The sequence below is a fragment of the Novilysobacter viscosus genome (assembly GCF_046600715.1).
Lineage (GTDB): Bacteria > Pseudomonadota > Gammaproteobacteria > Xanthomonadales > Xanthomonadaceae > Lysobacter_C > Lysobacter_C viscosus.
On the sequence record NZ_JBJMAV010000003.1, the window covers coordinates 84,269 to 100,742 of the forward strand.

The following is a 16,474-nucleotide window of genomic DNA, read 5'->3' on the forward strand; positions in this document are numbered from 1 at the left end:
ATAATTGCATCCTTTCTACAGGAAAAGGGTGTGAACGCAGAGGATATCTTCTTCGCATATGACGCGGCATCGGCTCGTCGTGCGCTTCGCGACCGGTACTATGACTTGATGCTGCTGGATGTGCTTCTGCCGGCGCGTGATGGAGCCTCGCCTGCTGGTGACGTCAGTGCGGATTTTCTAAGGGAGATCGTCGAGGATGAGACAAGTCCATCGCCGGGCAGGGTGGTCGCCATCACATCAGAGTTAGGTGCTATAGATGCTTTTGATTCAGAGTTCAGGAATTTGGTCACTCAGATTTTACATGTAGATCCGGGCGTCGACACTTGGAAATACTCGCTGGGATCTTTGGTGTCCCATGTACGATCCGTTGCTTCAGCTCGAATGCAATTTGACTATGACGTATGCATACAGGCGACATTGAGAGCGCCGGAACTTAGCGCCGTACTTGCTCTTCCGGGAATATCTTGGCTTCCAGAGGAACCTCTTTCAAGAGGTCTCTTATTTCGCCGTGGCGAGATGGAGGTAGGAGGTAGAAAGCTTAAGTTGGCGTGCGCTCATGCCACGCAAATGGGGCTGGTGCCCGCTGCTCATCTTGCGTCTCAAATGATTAACTGTTTGCGGCCTCGGGTTCTAATAATGACCGGGATATGCGGCTCGGTTAACGACAGTACGCTTGTGGGCGACATCATCGTTGCCGATAAGAGTTGGGATTGGCAGGCTGGTAAGTGGACAGCTGATGGGTCGCTTTGTATAGCGCCCGACCAGAAGGAGGCGTCAAGTGAACTTGTGGCCTTGGCGAGGGGTGTGGACGAGGTTTCCCGTGAGTGGTACGAGCGCTATGAGAATGCGAAGCCAGCGGCTCGCCCGACTGTGCGCGTCGCCCCCGTAGCATCCGGTAGTGCTGTCGTCGCAGATTCCAATTTTCAAGAGCTGTTTAAAAGGCAGCATAGGAAGGTTGATGGAATCGATATGGAGTGCTATGGCTTCTATCACTCTGCAATAATGGCCGACGAGCCCAATCCTCTTGTTCTTTGTATAAAGGCTGTTTCCGACAAGGCGGATTCTACAAAGAGCGATGACTTCCAGGGGTACTGCAGTCACATGAGTGCGATGGCGGCACAACATGTGTTCCGCAGATATTTTGAAAGTCGTTGGAGAGAGTGACTTGTGTGCGAGCATTAATTGGAGCACCAACAGCCAAAACAGGGGTCAGAGTCGACTTTTAGAAAAACAGGAGTCAGATTCGATTTTTCAAGCTCTGATCCCGGCCGCGGCTGCAGCATCAAGCCGGCACTTTCCGTAGTACCCGCGCCAGTAACGGCCACACGCTCAGCCACACCGCCGCCGACAGCAGTGCGATGCACCCGCCGATCAACGTGGGTAGCAGGGCGCCGAACGTAAACGCCATGCCGAGCACGAACCCGAGCAGGTACTCGATGCGATAGGCGCGTACCGCCAGCGCCGACAGCAGCAGCCCGATCAGCACCGTGCCAAGACAGGGGTCAGAGTCGACTTTTCGAGCGCGGACCGCGGTCGCGGGCACATCAGGCGGGCAATTTCCGCAACACAAGCGCCGTATCAAATCATCTCTAGCGTGATCAGGTCCGAGAGTGGATCTTCCATCTTCTCAAACGTGGTCTCAAACACCGCATTCCTGTGGTACTCGAGATAGGCTTTTTGCTTTTCATCGAAACCGCCGCAGCGGCGGCCGTTTGTCAGGTTCAGCCCGATTCGGCTGGAAACGTTCGCAGGCAGCTGGCCTGACCGGACGAGCGCGCCATCGTTCTCGAACGTGATCCATCCGCGGTCAAAGAGCAGGTCGGCATGCGGCGTGAGGAGCAGACCGTTCGCGCCATCCACTCGCTCACTGCCGTTGGTGCACTTCGACCATGGCTTGATATGGCTTGCCCGGAGGAACCGCAGGTCAGCAACTCCGGTCAACCGGCACTGCTTCTCTACATTGAGCAGTCTGCGCTTGAACAGCGATTGCTTGACCCGAATTTCTCGCACTTGCTGAGAAACCGTCGTAGACAGGTCGATTTGCGCGACTTCGCTGTCTGCGATTGCCTTGTCGAATGGACTGAAGTCGTTCTCGATGGGCTTTAGCTTGAAGACGATCGCCTTGCGGAGCGCGCCGTGCGTATCCGGAACGTCATGTTCCTCGTAGGCGTGGACGAAGCGGAACTCACCTAGGAACCGGTAGGGCTTGCTCTTTCCGAGGCTTTGGAAGATCAGGAGTCGCCGATTCTGTTGCAGGTGCGCCCGGATTGCACGATTGCCGTGGCTGTCCCGCATGTCTCCAGACTGGCCCTCGCCGTAGTAATGGAGGATGTTCTCGCCATCCTCCTCTTCCCAATGGTCACGGTAGCCATGCTGGGAGCCAGCAGCGCCGGTGAAGAGGATCACGAAGGGAGTGCTGGTGGATGGGGCGATGCCGCCTTGTCTCTTTCCGCCAAGTCGGTCGTGGACGTCCCTCTGACGGTTGTAGAGGGCGCCGACTTCGAAGGGCAGGTCTGTGGGCAGCTGCAGCCTAGGCATGCGCTCCAGGATAGCGAGGTGCCTGGGGAAGGGAAGAGCCCGCCGGCTAGGGGAAACGGGCTGGCTCCGCCAAAACAGGGGTCAGAGTCGATTTTTCGAACGCTGATCCTGGCCGCGGCTGCACTAGGCCGGCACTTTCGGCAGCAAGCGCCCCAGTAGCGGCCACACCCCGAACCACACCGCCGCGGACAGCAGTGCGATGCACCCGCCGATCAGCGTCGGCAGCCAGAAACCGGGGTCAGAGTGATCTTTATCGCATCACGCTGAGAAGGTCGACACTGGCCCTGTGTCCGCGCCTGAAGCAAAAGCCTGACCGGAAAAAGGGGTCAGAGAAAATTCGCGTTTGAAACGTAATGTCCTCTAACGGCATGCGGACTTATGGGACAAGTTTGCGCGCGTGGCGGCTCCAGGCAGGGTCCGGAGCCTGGGCAAATGACAAGGGACCGGTTCACTGACAGCAACCGTGAACCGGACCCCGATGTTGGGCAGGACTCCGATGGTGCGGGAGCCATCGCGCGAGCCCCGGCTCAACGCCGGCCGCGTGCGTCCGCGCGCTTCTGGCGAGGGGTGCGAAGGATTCCTCGGTTGGTGCGTCGGTCGTAGCCGCTTGAGTTGCTGCCGGACGAGAACACGGACTTCAGGAGGCCTACGGGGCCTCCGGACTTGGCGAGCGCTCGGGTCACAGCGTATCCAACGGCGAGTTTCATCAGCGAACGGATCATGGACAGGTGTCTCCTCTCATAGCGGCCGGGCGCAGGAATGCGCTCCCGTGCCACGAGTGTCCACCGCGGCGGGTCAACGCTTGGTTCATGCGCGCCGACGGTGTTCATCAAACCGCGGATTGCCAAAACAGGGGTCAGAGTCAATTTTTCGAGCGCTGGCCCCGGCCGCAGCTGCATCAGGCCGGCACTTTCCGCAGCGCCCGCCCCAGCAGGGGCCACAGCCCCAGCCACACCGCCGCCGACAGCAGTGCGATGCACCCGCCGATCAACGTGGGCAGCAGGGCGCCGAACGTAAACGCCATGCCGAGCACGAACCCGAGCAGGTACTCGATGCGATTGACGCGTACCGCCAGCGCCGACAGCAGCAGCCCGACCAGCACCATGCCGGCGATGTCCTCCCGTCCGAACGAGAACGCCACCGACAGGGCCAGCCCCGCCAGCAGCGCGGACAGCAGGCGCAGCGCGAACGGCCGGTGCAGGCGCCACGCGCCTTCCGTCCGCTGGAACGCGCGGCTGGAGGCGATCCACGCCAGCACGGGCAGCACCACGAGGCCCCAGCCGTTCCAGATCGCGGGCATGGTCGGGTCAGCGAGCAGGTGGTGGCTGATGATCCCGCCGTGCAGGTGCTCCCAGCCCAGGTGCGCGGCCTCGGCCAGTGCAATGAGCGCGGTGAAGCCGATCCGAAGCGCGGCAGGCGCGCGCGCGTGGAGCCGATCAGGGGTGGTACGTCCGTGCATGCGACTTCATCCGTCAGGTGCCGCGCGGAGGCACCGCCCGGCCATGCGACCGTTATAGGTCGCCCGCGCCGGGCGCGTACGTGCTGGAAGCAATGGCAGGGGCAGGACGCCAGTGCGGGGCTCAGGGTGGTCTTTATCACCGCACGCAAGAACAGTCGAAGCTGACCTTGGTTTCCTCACGTCGACCCGGCGGCGGATGGGAGCTCACTCACACCCGACGCCGTCGTTATCCCGGTCCAGGTGCGGCCCGTAACCCGGCTCGCCGCGCCGCACGGGTGCTGCGCCGGCGGCGCGGGCTTCGCTGCAGTTGCGGAACGCACCACCGCTACCGCGGGTGAATCCGGCGGCGCGGGCGGGGGCGAGTTGATAGGCGTTGGGGCGTGCGGCCGCGGGCGCGCGGTGGCAGTGGTAGCCGCCGTTCCTGCGGTCGTTGTGGCACCCCTCGGCGTTCAAGCCGCCGCTGTGGGCATGGGCGGGAGGGGCGAGCCCGGCAAGCGCGCCAAACACGGCAAGTCGCAGCAGCGTCATCATCAGGAGGCCCCCAGCATCCGATCGACCCGGCGACGCTACCACCAACCCTGGGCCGAAGAAATCGGGGCCGTCGGGGCCGGATCCGCATGGGCCGCCAGGCCGTGCGCTGCGCGACGGCTTCTCGGCGTCTGTTCTCGAGCCGACCGCTTACGCGTCTTCCCGCCGTTGGTCCGGGCGAACCGATTCCCGCGCCCACCCGCAGTAGCCCTCGACCTCTGCCGCCACCGACGCGTCCTCGCAGGCCTGCGCATCGAACGTGCGCATCAGCGCTTCGAACCCGCGGGCAGGATCGACGGCATAGGTCTCGCCGGTGTGGACGCATTCGCGGATGCGGTCCAGCCGGAACTGGCGGAACGCGCCACGCAGGCGGCACCAGCCGGCCAGCGTCCACGAGCCGCCCCAGAACAGCACGCAGAGCGGTTCGATATCGCGGGTGTTCTCCTGGCCGTCGGCGCGCACGTAGCGCACGCGCAGCAGCTGGCGCTCGGCGATGGCCAGGTGCAGCCGGTCCAGGCTCTCGGAGAAGGCGGCGCCGCGTTCGCCGCGCCCGCCCGGCGCGAGGATGGCGATGCGGCTGGCGCGCGCGTAGACCGGCGGCGGCACCACCGCCTCGATCTTGAGCAGCGCCCGCATCGCTGCCGCGCCCAGCCGCGCGCCGGCAAACGCGCGGGCGAAGCGGATGCCGACGATCAGGGCCTCGAGTTCTTCGGCATTGAACGCGAGCGGGGGCAGGTCAGCGCCCTTGCGCAGCATGTAGCCCACGCCGGGTTCGCCCTCGATGGGGATGCCCGAGTGCTGCAGGTCGGCGACGTCGCGGTAGACGGTGCGCAGCGAGACGCCCAGGTCATCGGCCAGCACCCGCGCGGGGACGGCGCGGCGCCGCCCCCGCAGGGCGTTGACGAGTAAGAACAGCCGATCGGCGCGACGCATGGCCGCAGTCTATCGGGCGGCCTGCGCAGGCGGGCTCAGGCGGCCAGGCGCGCGGCGTGCGCTTCGTCCATTCCAGCCGCGCGCTGGATCGCCGGCACCGCCGCCACGCGCTCCACGTAGTCGCGGAACACCGCGCGGTCGGGCACCAGGCCGAACTGCAGCGTCCACTTCAGCGCGGTACCCCACAGCACGTCGGCGGCGGTGAAGCGCTCGCCCAGCAGCCACGGACCCGTGCCCAGCTGCCCGGCCAGCGCGTCCATCACGTGGTCGTAGCTGCCATAACCGGAGCTGGACGCTTCGCCGGCTTCGCGCTCCAACGAGCGGTCCACTACGGCCGGCTCGAAACAGCTGCCGTAGAACGCCATCCACCGCAGGTACGGCCCGCGCAGCGGATCCTCCAGCCCCGGCGCTAGGCCGCGCTCGGCGTACAGGTCCGCCAGGTACAGCATCACGGCCACCTGCTCGGTGACCACCGCATCGCCATGGCGTATCGCGGGCACCTTGCCCATCGGGTTGACCGCCAGGTATGCCGGATCGCGCTGCGTGCCGGCCTTCAGGTCGAGCATGTGGATGTCGTACTCCGCCCCCAGCGCTTCCAGCAGGGCGAGCGTGCCCGAGGCGCGGGTCTGCGGGGCATAGAAGAACGTGATCTGCCGGTTCATCGGTGACTCCTGTCGTGCCGGCGGCTGCCGGCTGGAAGGCGAGTCTGCGCGGGGGCTGCTGACAGCGTGGTGTCAGCAGGGTGGAGCGGGCGGGCGAGGTCAACGCGACGCCAACCCCACGCACGATGGTGTCGGAGTCGAACGCCGCGTGTCCCGCGGGCGCCGTCCGCATCCGCATCATCCGGCGCTTGAAACCGACGCGGGTGCCGCGGATGCTAGGGACGTGACCCGTCCTCCCGACACACCACCGGTTCCGCCGGAGAAGCCGTTGCCCACCGACTGTTGTGGCAGCGGCTGCGCGGTGTGTGTGAACGATGCCTACCAGGAGGAGCTGGACGCCCACGAGGCGCAGCTCGAGGCCTGGCGCGCGCGCAATGCCGGCGGGGAGGGTCCGGGCGACGGTGGCGCCGCGGGCCCGGAAAAGAACCGTCGCGCTTAGCAGGCGCGGGGGGGCAAGCGGATGTCCCGCAGGCTCAGTTCTTCTTGCCCTTCCCCTTCCCCTTCCCCTTGCCCTTGCCGCGGCCCTTGCCCTTGCCGCCGCCGAACCATCGCTGTCGCAGCGACTGCAAGCGCGAGCGCGGCGCGCTTTCGCGGATGCGGGGCGGGGGTGGGGCACCCAATACGCGGGCGCCGATGGCCGGGGCGGTGAATTGCGCCCACATGCGGGCGGGCAGGCCGCCGCCGGTCACGTCGCGCATCGGGGCGTTGTCGTCGTTGCCGACCCACACGCCCACCGCCAGGTCGCCGGCCAGGCCGATGAACAGCGCATCGCGGTTGTCCTGGGTGGTGCCGGTCTTGCCGAATGCCGGCTGCGACAGCCGCGCGGCGCGGCCGGTGCCCTCGTTGACGGCGCCGTCCAGCAGCTCGAGCAGGGCGACGCGCTCGTGGTCCTTGAGCACCGCTTCGCCGTCGTGGTCCTTGGCGTCGGGGTGCTGCACGCCGTGCGGCTTGACCGGCGCGGTGGGCGAGCCCAGCGCGGCGTAGGCGGCGGTCAGTTCCAGCAGGTTGGTCTCCGACACGCCCAGCGCCAGCATCGGGTCGTTCTTCAGCTCGCTCTGGATGCCCAGGTCGCGCGCGGCCCGCGCCACCGCACGTGGGCCGACCTGCTCGGTCAGGCGCGCGGCCACCACGTTGCTGGACTGGGCGAACGCCTGCCGCAGGGTGAGCTGGCCGGCGTAGCTGTCGTTGTAGTTGCTGGGCGTCCACTCGCCGATGGTCAGCGGCGTGTCGTCCACCACGGTGTCCAGGGTCATCCCGTCGCGCAGCGCGGCCAGGTAGACGAACAGCTTGAAGGTGGAGCCCGGCTGGCGCTGCGCCTGGGTGGCGCGGTTGAATGCGCTCTTGGCGTAGTCGCCGCCGCCGACCATCGCCACCACCTCGCCGTTGGTGCGCATCGCCACCAGCGCGGCCTGGCCGACGCCGTCGCGCGCGCCGCTGCGCAGCGCGTCGCGCACCACGCGTTCGGCCAGCGACTGCAGGCGCGGGTCCAGCGTGGTGGGCACTTCCACTTCGCCGTAGGCCGCCTCGAACAACGCCTTGGCCTGCGGCGACACCCAGTCGGCGAAATAGCTACCCACCGGCAACGACGTGCGGCCTTCGCGCAGGCGGGCCGGACGCGCGGCCTCGGCCTCCTCGGCGGTGATGGCGCCGTTGTCCACCATGGCCTGCAGCACCACCCGGGCGCGCTCGCGTGCGCCGTCCAGGTTGTCGGTGGGGGCCAATGCCGAGGGCGCCTTGATCATGCCGGCCAGCATCGCCGCCTCGCCCAGGTCCAGTTCCTCGGGTTCGCGGTCGAAGTAGTGCCGGGCCGCGGCGCGCAGGCCGTACACGCCATCGCCCAGGTAGATGCTGCTGAGGTAGCGCGAGAGGATTTCGTCCTTGTCCAGCCGCGCCTCCAGCCACAGCGCGATCAACGCCTCCTGCGCCTTGCGACGGAAGGTGCGGTCCGGTTCAAGGAACGAGGTCTTGGCCAGCTGCTGGGTGATGGTGCTGCCGCCCTGCTGGATCTCGCCGGCTTCGGCGTTGTGGCGTGCCGCGCGTGCCACGCCGCGCGGGTCGATGCCGAAGTGGCGGTAGAAGCGCCGGTCCTCGATCGACAGCACCGCGTCGCGCACGTGCGGCGGCAGTTCGCTGGCCACCACCGGCGCTTCCTTCAATGCGCCGCGCCGGGCGAACGGCGTGCCCTCGCTGTCCACCAGCACCAGCGTCGCCTCGGGCAGCGGATCCAGTGCCCGCGAGACCGGCAATGCCCAGCTCAACCACATGAAACCCACCAGCAGCACCGCGCCGACCGCGCCGGCGGCACGCCATGGATGCGCCTTCACCCCCGCCTTCAGGCGTGCCGTGCGGGTTGCGGGTTCGGGGGGCGACGCGGCGCCCGGTGCGGTGCCGGTGAAGTCGGGCGCATCGACAATTTCGTTCATCCGCGGATTTTCCGCGTTGGAGGGTCATCGGTTGCGTGAAGCGCGGACGCGAAGCGGGGTGGCCGGGTGCGCGGTGCCGCCGATTGCGGATGCGATCCGGCGCATATCGCGGCGCGGTCACGGGCCGTTTGCGATGCTCGGGCGGCGTCGGTCGACCTGCGTACGCGCGACGGGTGCGCACCCGCATTCGCGACCGGCGCTCCCCCACACACACTGGAGCCCCCATGACCAATTCCAGCGACAGTTCCGCCGGATCCAGCGCCCGCAGCCAGGGCGTGGCCAGCGGCAAGAAGACCGGCCTGCACCAGCCTTCGGACGACAACCGGATCGAGGACAAGCTCGGCAACGTCGACCTCGAATCCCGCGGCATCAAGGTGCACGACCACCTGCGCAACAAGCGCGGCAAGGGCGTGGCCGGCGAGTACGACGACTCCATCAACCACGACGCCGACGAAGGCTACGTGCAGGACAACGCCGCAGAGCGGCCCAAGGAGTAGCGGCCTTCGGTCAGGCGGCACGATGCCCGGCCGGCATGCCCGCGTGGGCATTGCGATCGCGACTTACGTCGCTCCTACAGGGGATGCGATCGCGACTTGCGTCGCTCCTACGGGGGTGGCGGGAATTCTGCCGCAACCGGGCCGGCGCATGCCGTTGTAGGAGCGACGTAAGTCGCGAACTGCATCCGAACGCTTTGCGATCACAGTCCGGGCGCCGCTCCCGCAGGCAATGCGGGTGCGGCGCTTTTTCGTAAGTGCCTGTTGAACGACGTGTCCGGGCTGCCGCCCACCGCGTGCCGGCAGGCGCTCAGCCGTTAAGCGGCAGCGCCGTCGGGGTGGCGGCGACCGGTGCGACCGGCACTGCATCCGACGCGGGTGCCAGGCCCTTCCACTTCCACAGCAGGCCGATCAGCAGCAGGTCGACCAGGATCCCGAGCACGCTGGCCTCCGGCCCGAACTCGCCACCGGTGAGCCACGTCGCCTGGCCCTGGAACACGGGTTGCAGCCAGCCCGGGTGGTCCATGCCGCTGACGCCGAACCCGAGCACGTAACCCTGCGCCCAGTTCCAGCCCAGGTGGATGCCGATCGGCAACGCCAGGCTGCGGGTGCGCAGGTAGGCCAGGCCCAGCAGGATCGCGGCCAGGCCCAGTTCGATGCTCGCAACCAGCCTGGTCGTGCCGTCCATGCCGGGGTTGTCCCAGTGGCCGAACGCGAACAGCAGCGCGAAGGCGATCTGCGCCACCCACGCCCCGGCGCCTGCCACCAGCCGTTGGAACAGGAAGCCACGGAACAGGTTTTCCTCCAGCAGCGAGACGAACAGGAACACGTACAGCCCGTACCCAAGCGCGGCCAGGCTGCGTTCGGGGTCCGGCTGGAAGCGCACCCCGCCGATGGCCAGGATCAGCCCCGCGGCCAGCAGCAGCGAGCCCATGCCCAACGCCATGCCCAGCGCCGCGTGGCGCCACCACCGGCGGTCCATCTGGAAGCCGACGCTGGCCAGTCGCTCCCGGCGCAGGCGCAGTACCGCCCAGGTCGCCAGCAGCGTCAGCAGGAACGGGACCGGCTCCAGCCATGCCTCGGTCACGCCGAGCTGCGCCAGTGCGGCCTTGAGCGGTGCGTACACCACGCGGGTGGCGGCGATGAAGGCGATGAAGACCAGCATCCACCAGCCGTTGCGCAGCCGGCGGTCGGCGTCAAACAGAATGTTCATGCACGTGTCCTTGTCGGAAACCATGCCCGCGGTCGCGGGCGCATCGATCACGCCGGGGCCGGCTATCGCGGCAGCGTCCGGTCCATTTTCGTCAGCAGGGCCGCCAGCGTGGTGCGCTCGCGCTCGGTGAGCCCGGTCACGGCGTCGGTGGCTTCCTCGAAGCGGGCGACGATGGCCTTGTCGATCAGCCGCACGCCCGCCGCGGTCAGGCCCGCGGAGGTGGAGCGGCGGTCGTGGGGGTTGTCACGCCGGGTGATCAGGCCGTTGCCCTCCAGCCGGTCCAGGCACGCGGTCATCGCCCCGGAGGTGATCAGCACCGAGGCGCGCAGTTCCGTCGGGGTCAGCCGGTACGGCTTGCCCCCGCGGCGCAGCGTGGCCAGCACGTCCAGGTCGGTGTAGTGCAGGCCCAGTGCCTTCAGCGCCACGTTGGCGCGCCCTTCCAGCCGCCGCCCCAGGCTGAGGATGCGGCCGACCACGGCCATCGCCTCGACATCCAGGTCCGGGCGCTCCCGGCGCCAGTCGGCCAGCAGGTCTTCCACCTTGTCCATGTGTCCGTTCGGTTGCTGCATCCCGGGGTCCTCCGTGTGCCAGGCCGGTAATATCCACGCAAAGTATCTTTGCGTCAAGCTATATCGACAGAGGGCGAGGGACGGGCAGCGGGGAACCGGAGCGAGGCGGCGCCCAGGGCCGCTTTCCCGCGGCTAGGCGGCCATCCGGTGCGCGTAGTAGGGGCGCTCGCGGTCGTCGAGGATCGCGTACTGCGCGGCCAGGTTGGCCGGGTCCGGACTGAGCCAGGCCTGCAGGTGTTCGGGTTTGATCGGAATCACGCAGCGGTCGTGTCCGGCGGCCGCGACTTCGGGCGGCGGGTCGTCGGTGATCGCCGCGAACGACAGCAGCTCCTCGCCATCCGGCCCGGTCCAGCGCGACCACAGGCACGCCACCAGCATGTCCTGCGGGGGGTCGGGCCGGAACTCGAGCACCACGCTGGATTCCTTCTCGCCCGGGTCCAGCGACCGGCCCTCGGCGGCGTGGCGCGGCACGTGTTCGTGGAAAGCGGTCAGCACCGCGACCCCGTGGGTGCGGCCGAACTGGCCCTTCCAGAACCCCTCCAGGTTGTCGCGCCGCGCGTTGTAGGTGCCGGGGTACTTGCGGTCGTAGTCGGCGGGCTTGCCGCACGGCCGGCACTGGTAGCGCATCGGCTTGATCACCCGCTGGCCGCGCTCGGCCACCATGACCGGTGCGTAATAGCCCGGGTAGATGCGCGCGTCATCGTCGCCGGGCGCGCGCCTGAGTTCGGCCAGCCGCAGCTGGGCGCGGGTGATCTTGGACGTGGCGATGCGCCGGTCGTCTGCCGCCTTCTTGGTCGGCTTGTCACCCGCCAGTACCCGTTCGGCCTTGGCCAGCCGGGTGCGCTGGGCAAACAACTCCTGCTCCAGCCGCGTGGCCTCCGCCGCGGCGTGTGCGTGGATCAGCGGGTGCAACTCGCTTGCCGCCGGGTCGCCGAGGAAGGCCGCATCCAGCGCCCGCGGCACCTTGGCCTTGCCGTCCTGCTGGCGCAGCCAGTACAGGTGGAAGAAGTCCTGCAGGTCGACCGTCGCGCCATGGCGGCGGACGAACTTCGCGTAGTCGGCGCGGATCTGGGCCGAGTAGCACATGGCAGCGGGGTCATGGCGGCGGGTGGTCAGGGTACGCCCGCTTGGCGGAACGCAATGGGATGGCCTCAGGCGCGGGCCACCTGCGCGGGTTCGCGCTCCGCCGGTGCGGGCATCGCGGGCTGGGGCGATGCCGCTTGCGTGCGGTCGGCCAACCGCTCGAGCGATTGCTCCACCGTGGCGGCGATCGCATCGTGGGTGCGCATGTGGCCCACGCGGCGCGCGGGGTCGCTGGGCTCGCCCTGGATCACGAACACGTTCGCACCCTTGCCCAGCGCATCGGTCTGCGCGCTGAGCACCACGTGGTCGATGCGCGTCAGCCCGCGCGATTGCGCAAGCACCGCCAGGCTGGCGCTCATGCGCTCGCTGGCCTCGTCCGGGGTGCGGCCGAGTTCGCGGTCCAGGCGATGCACGCCGGCACGGGCCTGGTCGAGCAACGGGTGACCGGTGGTCTCCGCGCGCGCACCGGTCTCGCCCCCGGTCGACGTGCTCGGGGTCGGGTCTCCGTCGGCGCCCACGCGGCGTGGATCCACGCCGGGCGGGCGCAGCGGCGGCGCGCCGGGGTCGACGTGCATCAGGGTGCGCGTCTGCTGCGCGGTGTCCTCGAACAGGTCGACGATGCCACCAGCGTGGCGCGTGCGCGACAGGCGGTCGCGCGACACCGCCGACCACTGCCCGTCCACGTGGCGGACACCCTCGCCCTCGAGGTTCCACAGCACCAGGTCGTCGCCGGCGGCGTACAGGCCTGCGGTGGGCGCGTTGCCGCGCTCGGCCTGCGGCCGGCCCCACGCGTAGCTGCCGCCCTCGTCCATGGCCTCGATCAGCCGCGGCGCCTGGTTGGGCTGCAGGAACAAGGTCTTGACCGAGGCGTACTGGTGCGGGAGGTCGGGCCGGGCGGGCACCCGGTCCAGTTGCGTGGGATTGACCATGGGGTCGGCCACGACGGCCGCCCACGCGCCGGCAAGCGGGCTGCGGGGGTCTGCGTTGCGGAGGTCTATGAGGACTTCGGCGGCGTGCGAGGTGTGCACCCGACCGGACTCGACGTAGTCGGTTCGAATGCCATCTTTGCGAAGGTCGTCGACGGTGCGGTTGACCTGCTCAACGGACGTCAACCGCCCGTTGTCCATATCTCGAATAATTCGGGGCGTCCAAGTGCTGCCACTCTGGTTCTGGAGCTTCATGACAACCGCGGCCAACCGGACCTGGTCGTCAGCCGGCGACGTGCGGTAGAGCGTGGTGGTTCGCAGTTGCTGCGCAACGCCCGACAGCAATCGGTCGATCTGTGCAACATCTCGATCATGTACGAACGAAATGCCTTCCTCACTGCGGAGGTAGGCGTTTAGGTGATCCATAGCCTCGGCGTTGGGCGGGCGCCCGTTATCCCTGCTGATAGCCGCGCCAGTACGTGCAAGGTCCGTTGTCAGTTGGCGTTGGCTCGAGTCGGAAAGAATCCGGGATGGCTGATGTTGGCGCGCCCAGGATTGGAAGCTGGAGACAAGCTCCCGGGCGACTTCAGGGTGCTGGCCCAGGTCCGTCTGTAGCGTGCCGATCGAAAAGCCGCTGTTGCCGACAGGCTCCATGACGCCCTTTCGGATGTTGCCGGCAAAGGAGAGCCGGTGGGACACGTCGCGACCCCCGAAACCGCCTTCCGATCCTATGCCGATCGCGAAGTAGGCAATCGCACGGAGCTCGTCGTCGGTAGGGCTGTTTGGGGGTTGCGTCCGGGTTATTGAAGGTGTCATCCGTGACTCCTGTGGAGGGCGAGTCAGTCGATATCTTCTGGACAGGCGACGAAGGGCGCTTCCAGTGGCATCGACTCAGCGCGTTCCAGAGTGATGTAAAGCCGATGCCCGTTGCTCCCCCAGCCGCGGTACCACTGCAGCGCACCGTCGTGCAGCACGAAGTAGTCGGACCATTCGCGGAATGCAGGGCATTCGTCGGGAAGGCCGTCGGGGGCTTCCGTGCAGAAGCGCGCTTCCAGTTTTTGGCCGCTGATGCGGCCTTCCATCAGCCCTGCTTGGCCACGCCCGCGGCGGCCGTCGCCGTCGTCCCACGTGCCCCTTATCCCGTCGCTGTCCTCGACCAATTGCAAATTGGCCATGTGCTGCCAACCGCACTGTTCCGCATAGGACCAGTTCCCCGCGAAAGCGGCAGGCGAAGGGGTGGGGGTGGTGCTGCAGGAAGAAATCAGCGCCGCGCAGGCCAGCGCAATGAGCATCCGTGTCATGCGTGTCATCCGTGATCAAGCAGAGCGGGCTTTATAGCCGAAGGCAGGCCCGGGCGCCAAACCGGGGGGCGGAGGGCGCACGGCTCGAGCATCGACCCCATTTCGGCGACGGTAAGCCGGTGTCGTTTCACCCAAGCGCCTCGGAAAGGCACGCACGGCCGCGCGCCATGCCTTTCGACACTCTGCGCCGGAGGTCCCCCTGCGGCATGATCGACGTTCCCGGGGGCGTGGCTCCCGTCTGATCACGGAGTGCCCATGCGCCGCGTCCTCGTCCTCTCCGCCCTGTCCCTGGCCCTGCTCACCGCGTGCAGTACGGTTCCCCCGACCACGGCCGGTGCGCCCGTCGCCACCCAGGCCCAGGCCACCGCCGCCACCCAGGACGCACGCCTCAATGCGTGGTTCGAGCGCAAGTACGAGGAAGAGCTGCAGTTCAGCCCGATCCAGATGACGTTCCTCGGCCGCAAGGACCGCTATTCCGAGATCGACGATGTATCGCGCGAAGCGGCCGACCGGCAGCTGGCCTGGCGCGAGGCGGCCGTCGCGGAGATGAAATCCAACTTCGACTACGACGCCTTGGGCGACGACGCCCGCATCTCGTGGGACCTGTACGAGTACCAGCTTGAAGCGGCGCGTGCGTCACACGCCTTCATGCAGCACAGCTATCCGTTCGAGCAGATGGGCGGCATGCAGTCGCAGTTGCCGACCTTCCTGATCAACTTCCACAAGGTGGAGGACGAGTCGGACTACACCGCCTACGTCTCGCGCCTGCGTGCGGTACCGCGCCTGTTCGGGCAGCTGATGGACCACGTCCGCCGCTCCGCGGAACAGGGGATCCGGCCGCCCCGCTTCGCGCACGAAGGCGTGATCGACCAGGCCACCAAGGTGGTGACCGGCGCGCCGTTCACCGATGGCGCCGACAGTGCGCTGTGGACCGACGCCCAGGCCAAGGCCGACGCACTGGTCAAGGCCGGCAAGATCGACGCGGCACGCGCCACCGAGCTCAAGGCGCAGGCACGGGCCGCGCTGGTGGATGCGGTCAAGCCGGCGTACGCCGAGGTCATCAACTGGTACACGTCCGACATGGCGAAGGCCGCGGTCAATCCCAGCGGCGTCGGCAGCCGGCACCCCAACGGTGCGGCGTACTACGCCCAGCGCCTCCAGGCCTCGACCACCACCGACCTGAGCCCCGACCAGGTGCACCAGGTCGGCCTGGACGAGGTCGCGCGCCTGCGCGGGGAAATGGAGGCGCTGAAGGAGCGGGTCGGGTTCGACGGCGACCTGCAGGCGTTCTTCAAGTTCGTCGCCACCGACGCGCAGTTCAAGTACCCCAATACCGATGCCGGCCGGCAGGCCTACATCGACGACGCGACCAAGGCGATCGCGACGATCAAGAAGCAGCTGCCCAACTACTTCGGGCTGCTGCCCAAGGCCGACATCGTGGTCAAGCGGGTGGAGCCGTTCCGCGAGGTCGCCGGCGCGGCGCAGCACTACTACCCCAGCACCCCCGACGGCAGCCGCCCGGGCGTGTACTACGCGCACCTCTCGGACATGGACGCGATGCCCAAGACCGAGCTGGAGGTGATCGCCTACCACGAGGGCCTGCCGGGCCACCACATGCAGATCGCCATCGCCCAGGAACTCGAAGGCGTGCCGGAGTTCCGCAAGCAGGCCGGCTTCACCGCATACGCCGAGGGCTGGGGCCTGTACTCGGAGTGGCTGGCGCGCGAGATACCGGGCACCTACACCGACCCGTACTCCGAGTACGGCCGGCTGACCTCCGAGATGTGGCGCGCCATCCGCCTGGTGGTCGACACCGGGCTGCACGCCAAGGGCTGGACCCAGGAGCAGGCCGTGGCCTACATGACCGAGAACAGCTCGATCCCCAAGCAGGCGGTGGAGGCGGAGATCCGCCGCTACATCACCTGGCCGGGCCAGGCGACGGCCTACAAGATCGGCATGATCAAGATCCAGGAGCTGCGCGCCAAGGCCGAGAACGAGCTGGGCGATGACTTCGACATCCGCGGCTTCCACGACGCCATCCTGGGCGGCGGCGCCATGCCCCTGCACCTGCTGGAGCGCCGGATCGACCAGTGGATCGCGGAAGAAAAGCAGGCCTGATGTCCTGAGTAACGCCAACGCCGCCGGTGACGAACCGGCGGCGTTTTCTTTTTTCCCGGTTGTGTCGGGATCAGGCCGTGGGCATCGGGCCTCGGCGCCTCCGTGCCTGCACAGAGAAAATTGCCGATCGCCATAGCCCCTGCTTAACCCGGCTGCCTGCGCTTCGGGACCCAGCGCTGATGTGGCGAAACGCACGGGACCTGCAGCGGATTGAGTTCGACTGCGTC

The 16,474-nt window shown here is 67.6% G+C and carries 16 protein-coding genes; 4 read left to right on the forward strand and 12 right to left on the reverse strand.

Annotation, left to right across the window (positions count from 1 at the left end):
* The first annotated feature begins 30 nt into the window (after positions 1 to 30).
* Entirely contained in the window at positions 31 to 1,164 is a 1,134-nt protein-coding gene (locus ACJQWL_RS06110; RefSeq protein WP_330968976.1) for a phosphorylase family protein, read from the forward strand.
* A 118-nt stretch (positions 1,165 to 1,282) separates the two neighbouring features.
* On the opposite strand, the gene ACJQWL_RS06115 is transcribed toward ACJQWL_RS06110, so the two are convergent.
* From ACJQWL_RS06115 to ACJQWL_RS06140, 6 genes are all read right to left on the reverse strand, one after another.
* Positions 1,283 to 1,486: a hypothetical protein gene (locus ACJQWL_RS06115; protein ID WP_330968977.1), complete on the reverse strand. Its 204-nt coding sequence runs from the start codon at positions 1,484 to 1,486 to the stop codon at positions 1,283 to 1,285.
* A gap of 92 nt (positions 1,487 to 1,578) precedes the next feature.
* The gene (locus ACJQWL_RS06120) at positions 1,579 to 2,538 is read right to left on the reverse strand and encodes an HNH endonuclease (RefSeq protein ID WP_330968978.1); all 960 of its coding nucleotides are present in this window, start codon (positions 2,536 to 2,538) and stop codon (positions 1,579 to 1,581) included.
* Positions 2,539 to 3,436: 898 nt separating this feature from the next.
* Entirely contained in the window at positions 3,437 to 3,997 is a 561-nt protein-coding gene (locus ACJQWL_RS06125) for a hypothetical protein (protein ID WP_330968979.1), read from the reverse strand.
* Between the two features lie 204 nt (positions 3,998 to 4,201).
* The gene (locus ACJQWL_RS06130; protein ID WP_330968980.1) at positions 4,202 to 4,528 is read right to left on the reverse strand and encodes an excalibur calcium-binding domain-containing protein; all 327 of its coding nucleotides are present in this window, start codon (positions 4,526 to 4,528) and stop codon (positions 4,202 to 4,204) included.
* A gap of 147 nt (positions 4,529 to 4,675) precedes the next feature.
* Positions 4,676 to 5,458, reverse strand: coding sequence for a helix-turn-helix transcriptional regulator (locus ACJQWL_RS06135; protein ID WP_330968981.1), 783 nt, complete (start codon positions 5,456 to 5,458; stop codon positions 4,676 to 4,678).
* Between the two features lie 35 nt (positions 5,459 to 5,493).
* On the reverse strand, positions 5,494 to 6,120 hold the full coding sequence (locus ACJQWL_RS06140) for a glutathione S-transferase family protein (RefSeq protein WP_330968982.1): 627 nt from the start codon (positions 6,118 to 6,120) through the stop codon (positions 5,494 to 5,496).
* A gap of 223 nt (positions 6,121 to 6,343) precedes the next feature.
* On the opposite strand from ACJQWL_RS06140, the gene ACJQWL_RS06145 reads away from it, so the two are divergent.
* Positions 6,344 to 6,559, forward strand: coding sequence for an oxidoreductase-like domain-containing protein (locus ACJQWL_RS06145; RefSeq protein WP_330968983.1), 216 nt, complete (start codon positions 6,344 to 6,346; stop codon positions 6,557 to 6,559).
* A 34-nt stretch (positions 6,560 to 6,593) separates the two neighbouring features.
* Here the strand turns inward: ACJQWL_RS06145 and ACJQWL_RS06150 are convergent, their stop codons facing one another.
* Positions 6,594 to 8,543 (reverse strand): transglycosylase domain-containing protein, encoded by a 1,950-nt coding sequence (locus tag ACJQWL_RS06150; protein ID WP_330968984.1) that lies wholly within the window; start codon positions 8,541 to 8,543, stop codon positions 6,594 to 6,596.
* A gap of 224 nt (positions 8,544 to 8,767) precedes the next feature.
* On the opposite strand from ACJQWL_RS06150, the gene ACJQWL_RS06155 reads away from it, so the two are divergent.
* Positions 8,768 to 9,040 carry a hypothetical protein gene (locus ACJQWL_RS06155; RefSeq protein ID WP_330968985.1) on the forward strand — a complete coding sequence of 91 codons (273 nt, stop codon included), beginning with the start codon at positions 8,768 to 8,770 and terminating at the stop codon, positions 9,038 to 9,040.
* Positions 9,041 to 9,347: 307 nt separating this feature from the next.
* Here ACJQWL_RS06155 and ACJQWL_RS06160 read toward each other — a convergent pair whose 3' ends face one another.
* The 5 genes from ACJQWL_RS06160 to ACJQWL_RS06180 all read right to left on the reverse strand — a co-directional run bounded on the left by ACJQWL_RS06160 (position 9,348) and on the right by ACJQWL_RS06180 (position 14,129).
* Positions 9,348 to 10,250, reverse strand: a complete 903-nt coding sequence (locus ACJQWL_RS06160; protein ID WP_330968986.1) for a CPBP family intramembrane glutamic endopeptidase — start codon at positions 10,248 to 10,250, stop codon at positions 9,348 to 9,350.
* Between the two features lie 62 nt (positions 10,251 to 10,312).
* Positions 10,313 to 10,819 carry a MarR family winged helix-turn-helix transcriptional regulator gene (locus ACJQWL_RS06165; RefSeq protein WP_330968987.1) on the reverse strand — a complete coding sequence of 169 codons (507 nt, stop codon included), beginning with the start codon at positions 10,817 to 10,819 and terminating at the stop codon, positions 10,313 to 10,315.
* A 132-nt stretch (positions 10,820 to 10,951) separates the two neighbouring features.
* Positions 10,952 to 11,905, reverse strand: coding sequence for an SOS response-associated peptidase family protein (locus ACJQWL_RS06170; protein ID WP_330968988.1), 954 nt, complete (start codon positions 11,903 to 11,905; stop codon positions 10,952 to 10,954).
* A 65-nt stretch (positions 11,906 to 11,970) separates the two neighbouring features.
* Positions 11,971 to 13,254 (reverse strand): XVIPCD domain-containing protein, encoded by a 1,284-nt coding sequence (locus ACJQWL_RS06175; RefSeq protein WP_330968989.1) that lies wholly within the window; start codon positions 13,252 to 13,254, stop codon positions 11,971 to 11,973.
* A 413-nt stretch (positions 13,255 to 13,667) separates the two neighbouring features.
* Positions 13,668 to 14,129 (reverse strand): hypothetical protein, encoded by a 462-nt coding sequence (locus ACJQWL_RS06180; protein WP_330968990.1) that lies wholly within the window; start codon positions 14,127 to 14,129, stop codon positions 13,668 to 13,670.
* A 255-nt stretch (positions 14,130 to 14,384) separates the two neighbouring features.
* On the opposite strand from ACJQWL_RS06180, the gene ACJQWL_RS06185 reads away from it, so the two are divergent.
* Entirely contained in the window at positions 14,385 to 16,247 is a 1,863-nt protein-coding gene (locus ACJQWL_RS06185; RefSeq protein WP_330968991.1) for a DUF885 domain-containing protein, read from the forward strand.
* Positions 16,248 to 16,474: the final 227 nt, after the last annotated feature.

Excerpts from the sequence above, each read along its gene's own strand:
- ACJQWL_RS06140 (WP_330968982.1), bottom strand. The coding sequence starts at position 6,120 with ATGAACCGGCAGATCACGTTCTTCTATGCCCCGCAGACCCGCGCCTCG.
- ACJQWL_RS06125 (WP_330968979.1), bottom strand. The coding sequence starts at position 3,997 with ATGCACGGACGTACCACCCCTGATCGGCTCCACGCGCGCGCGCCTGCC.
- ACJQWL_RS06135 (WP_330968981.1), bottom strand. The coding sequence starts at position 5,458 with ATGCGTCGCGCCGATCGGCTGTTCTTACTCGTCAACGCCCTGCGGGGG.
- ACJQWL_RS06175 (WP_330968989.1), bottom strand. The coding sequence starts at position 13,254 with ATGGATCACCTAAACGCCTACCTCCGCAGTGAGGAAGGCATTTCGTTC.
- ACJQWL_RS06155 (WP_330968985.1), top strand. The coding sequence starts at position 8,768 with ATGACCAATTCCAGCGACAGTTCCGCCGGATCCAGCGCCCGCAGCCAG.
- ACJQWL_RS06180 (WP_330968990.1), bottom strand. The coding sequence starts at position 14,129 with ATGACACGGATGCTCATTGCGCTGGCCTGCGCGGCGCTGATTTCTTCC.
- ACJQWL_RS06130 (WP_330968980.1), bottom strand. The coding sequence starts at position 4,528 with ATGATGACGCTGCTGCGACTTGCCGTGTTTGGCGCGCTTGCCGGGCTC.
- ACJQWL_RS06120 (WP_330968978.1), bottom strand. The coding sequence starts at position 2,538 with ATGCCTAGGCTGCAGCTGCCCACAGACCTGCCCTTCGAAGTCGGCGCC.
- ACJQWL_RS06165 (WP_330968987.1), bottom strand. The coding sequence starts at position 10,819 with ATGCAGCAACCGAACGGACACATGGACAAGGTGGAAGACCTGCTGGCC.
- ACJQWL_RS06170 (WP_330968988.1), bottom strand. The coding sequence starts at position 11,905 with ATGTGCTACTCGGCCCAGATCCGCGCCGACTACGCGAAGTTCGTCCGC.
- ACJQWL_RS06150 (WP_330968984.1), bottom strand. The coding sequence starts at position 8,543 with ATGAACGAAATTGTCGATGCGCCCGACTTCACCGGCACCGCACCGGGC.
- ACJQWL_RS06160 (WP_330968986.1), bottom strand. The coding sequence starts at position 10,250 with ATGAACATTCTGTTTGACGCCGACCGCCGGCTGCGCAACGGCTGGTGG.
- ACJQWL_RS06185 (WP_330968991.1), top strand. The coding sequence starts at position 14,385 with ATGCGCCGCGTCCTCGTCCTCTCCGCCCTGTCCCTGGCCCTGCTCACC.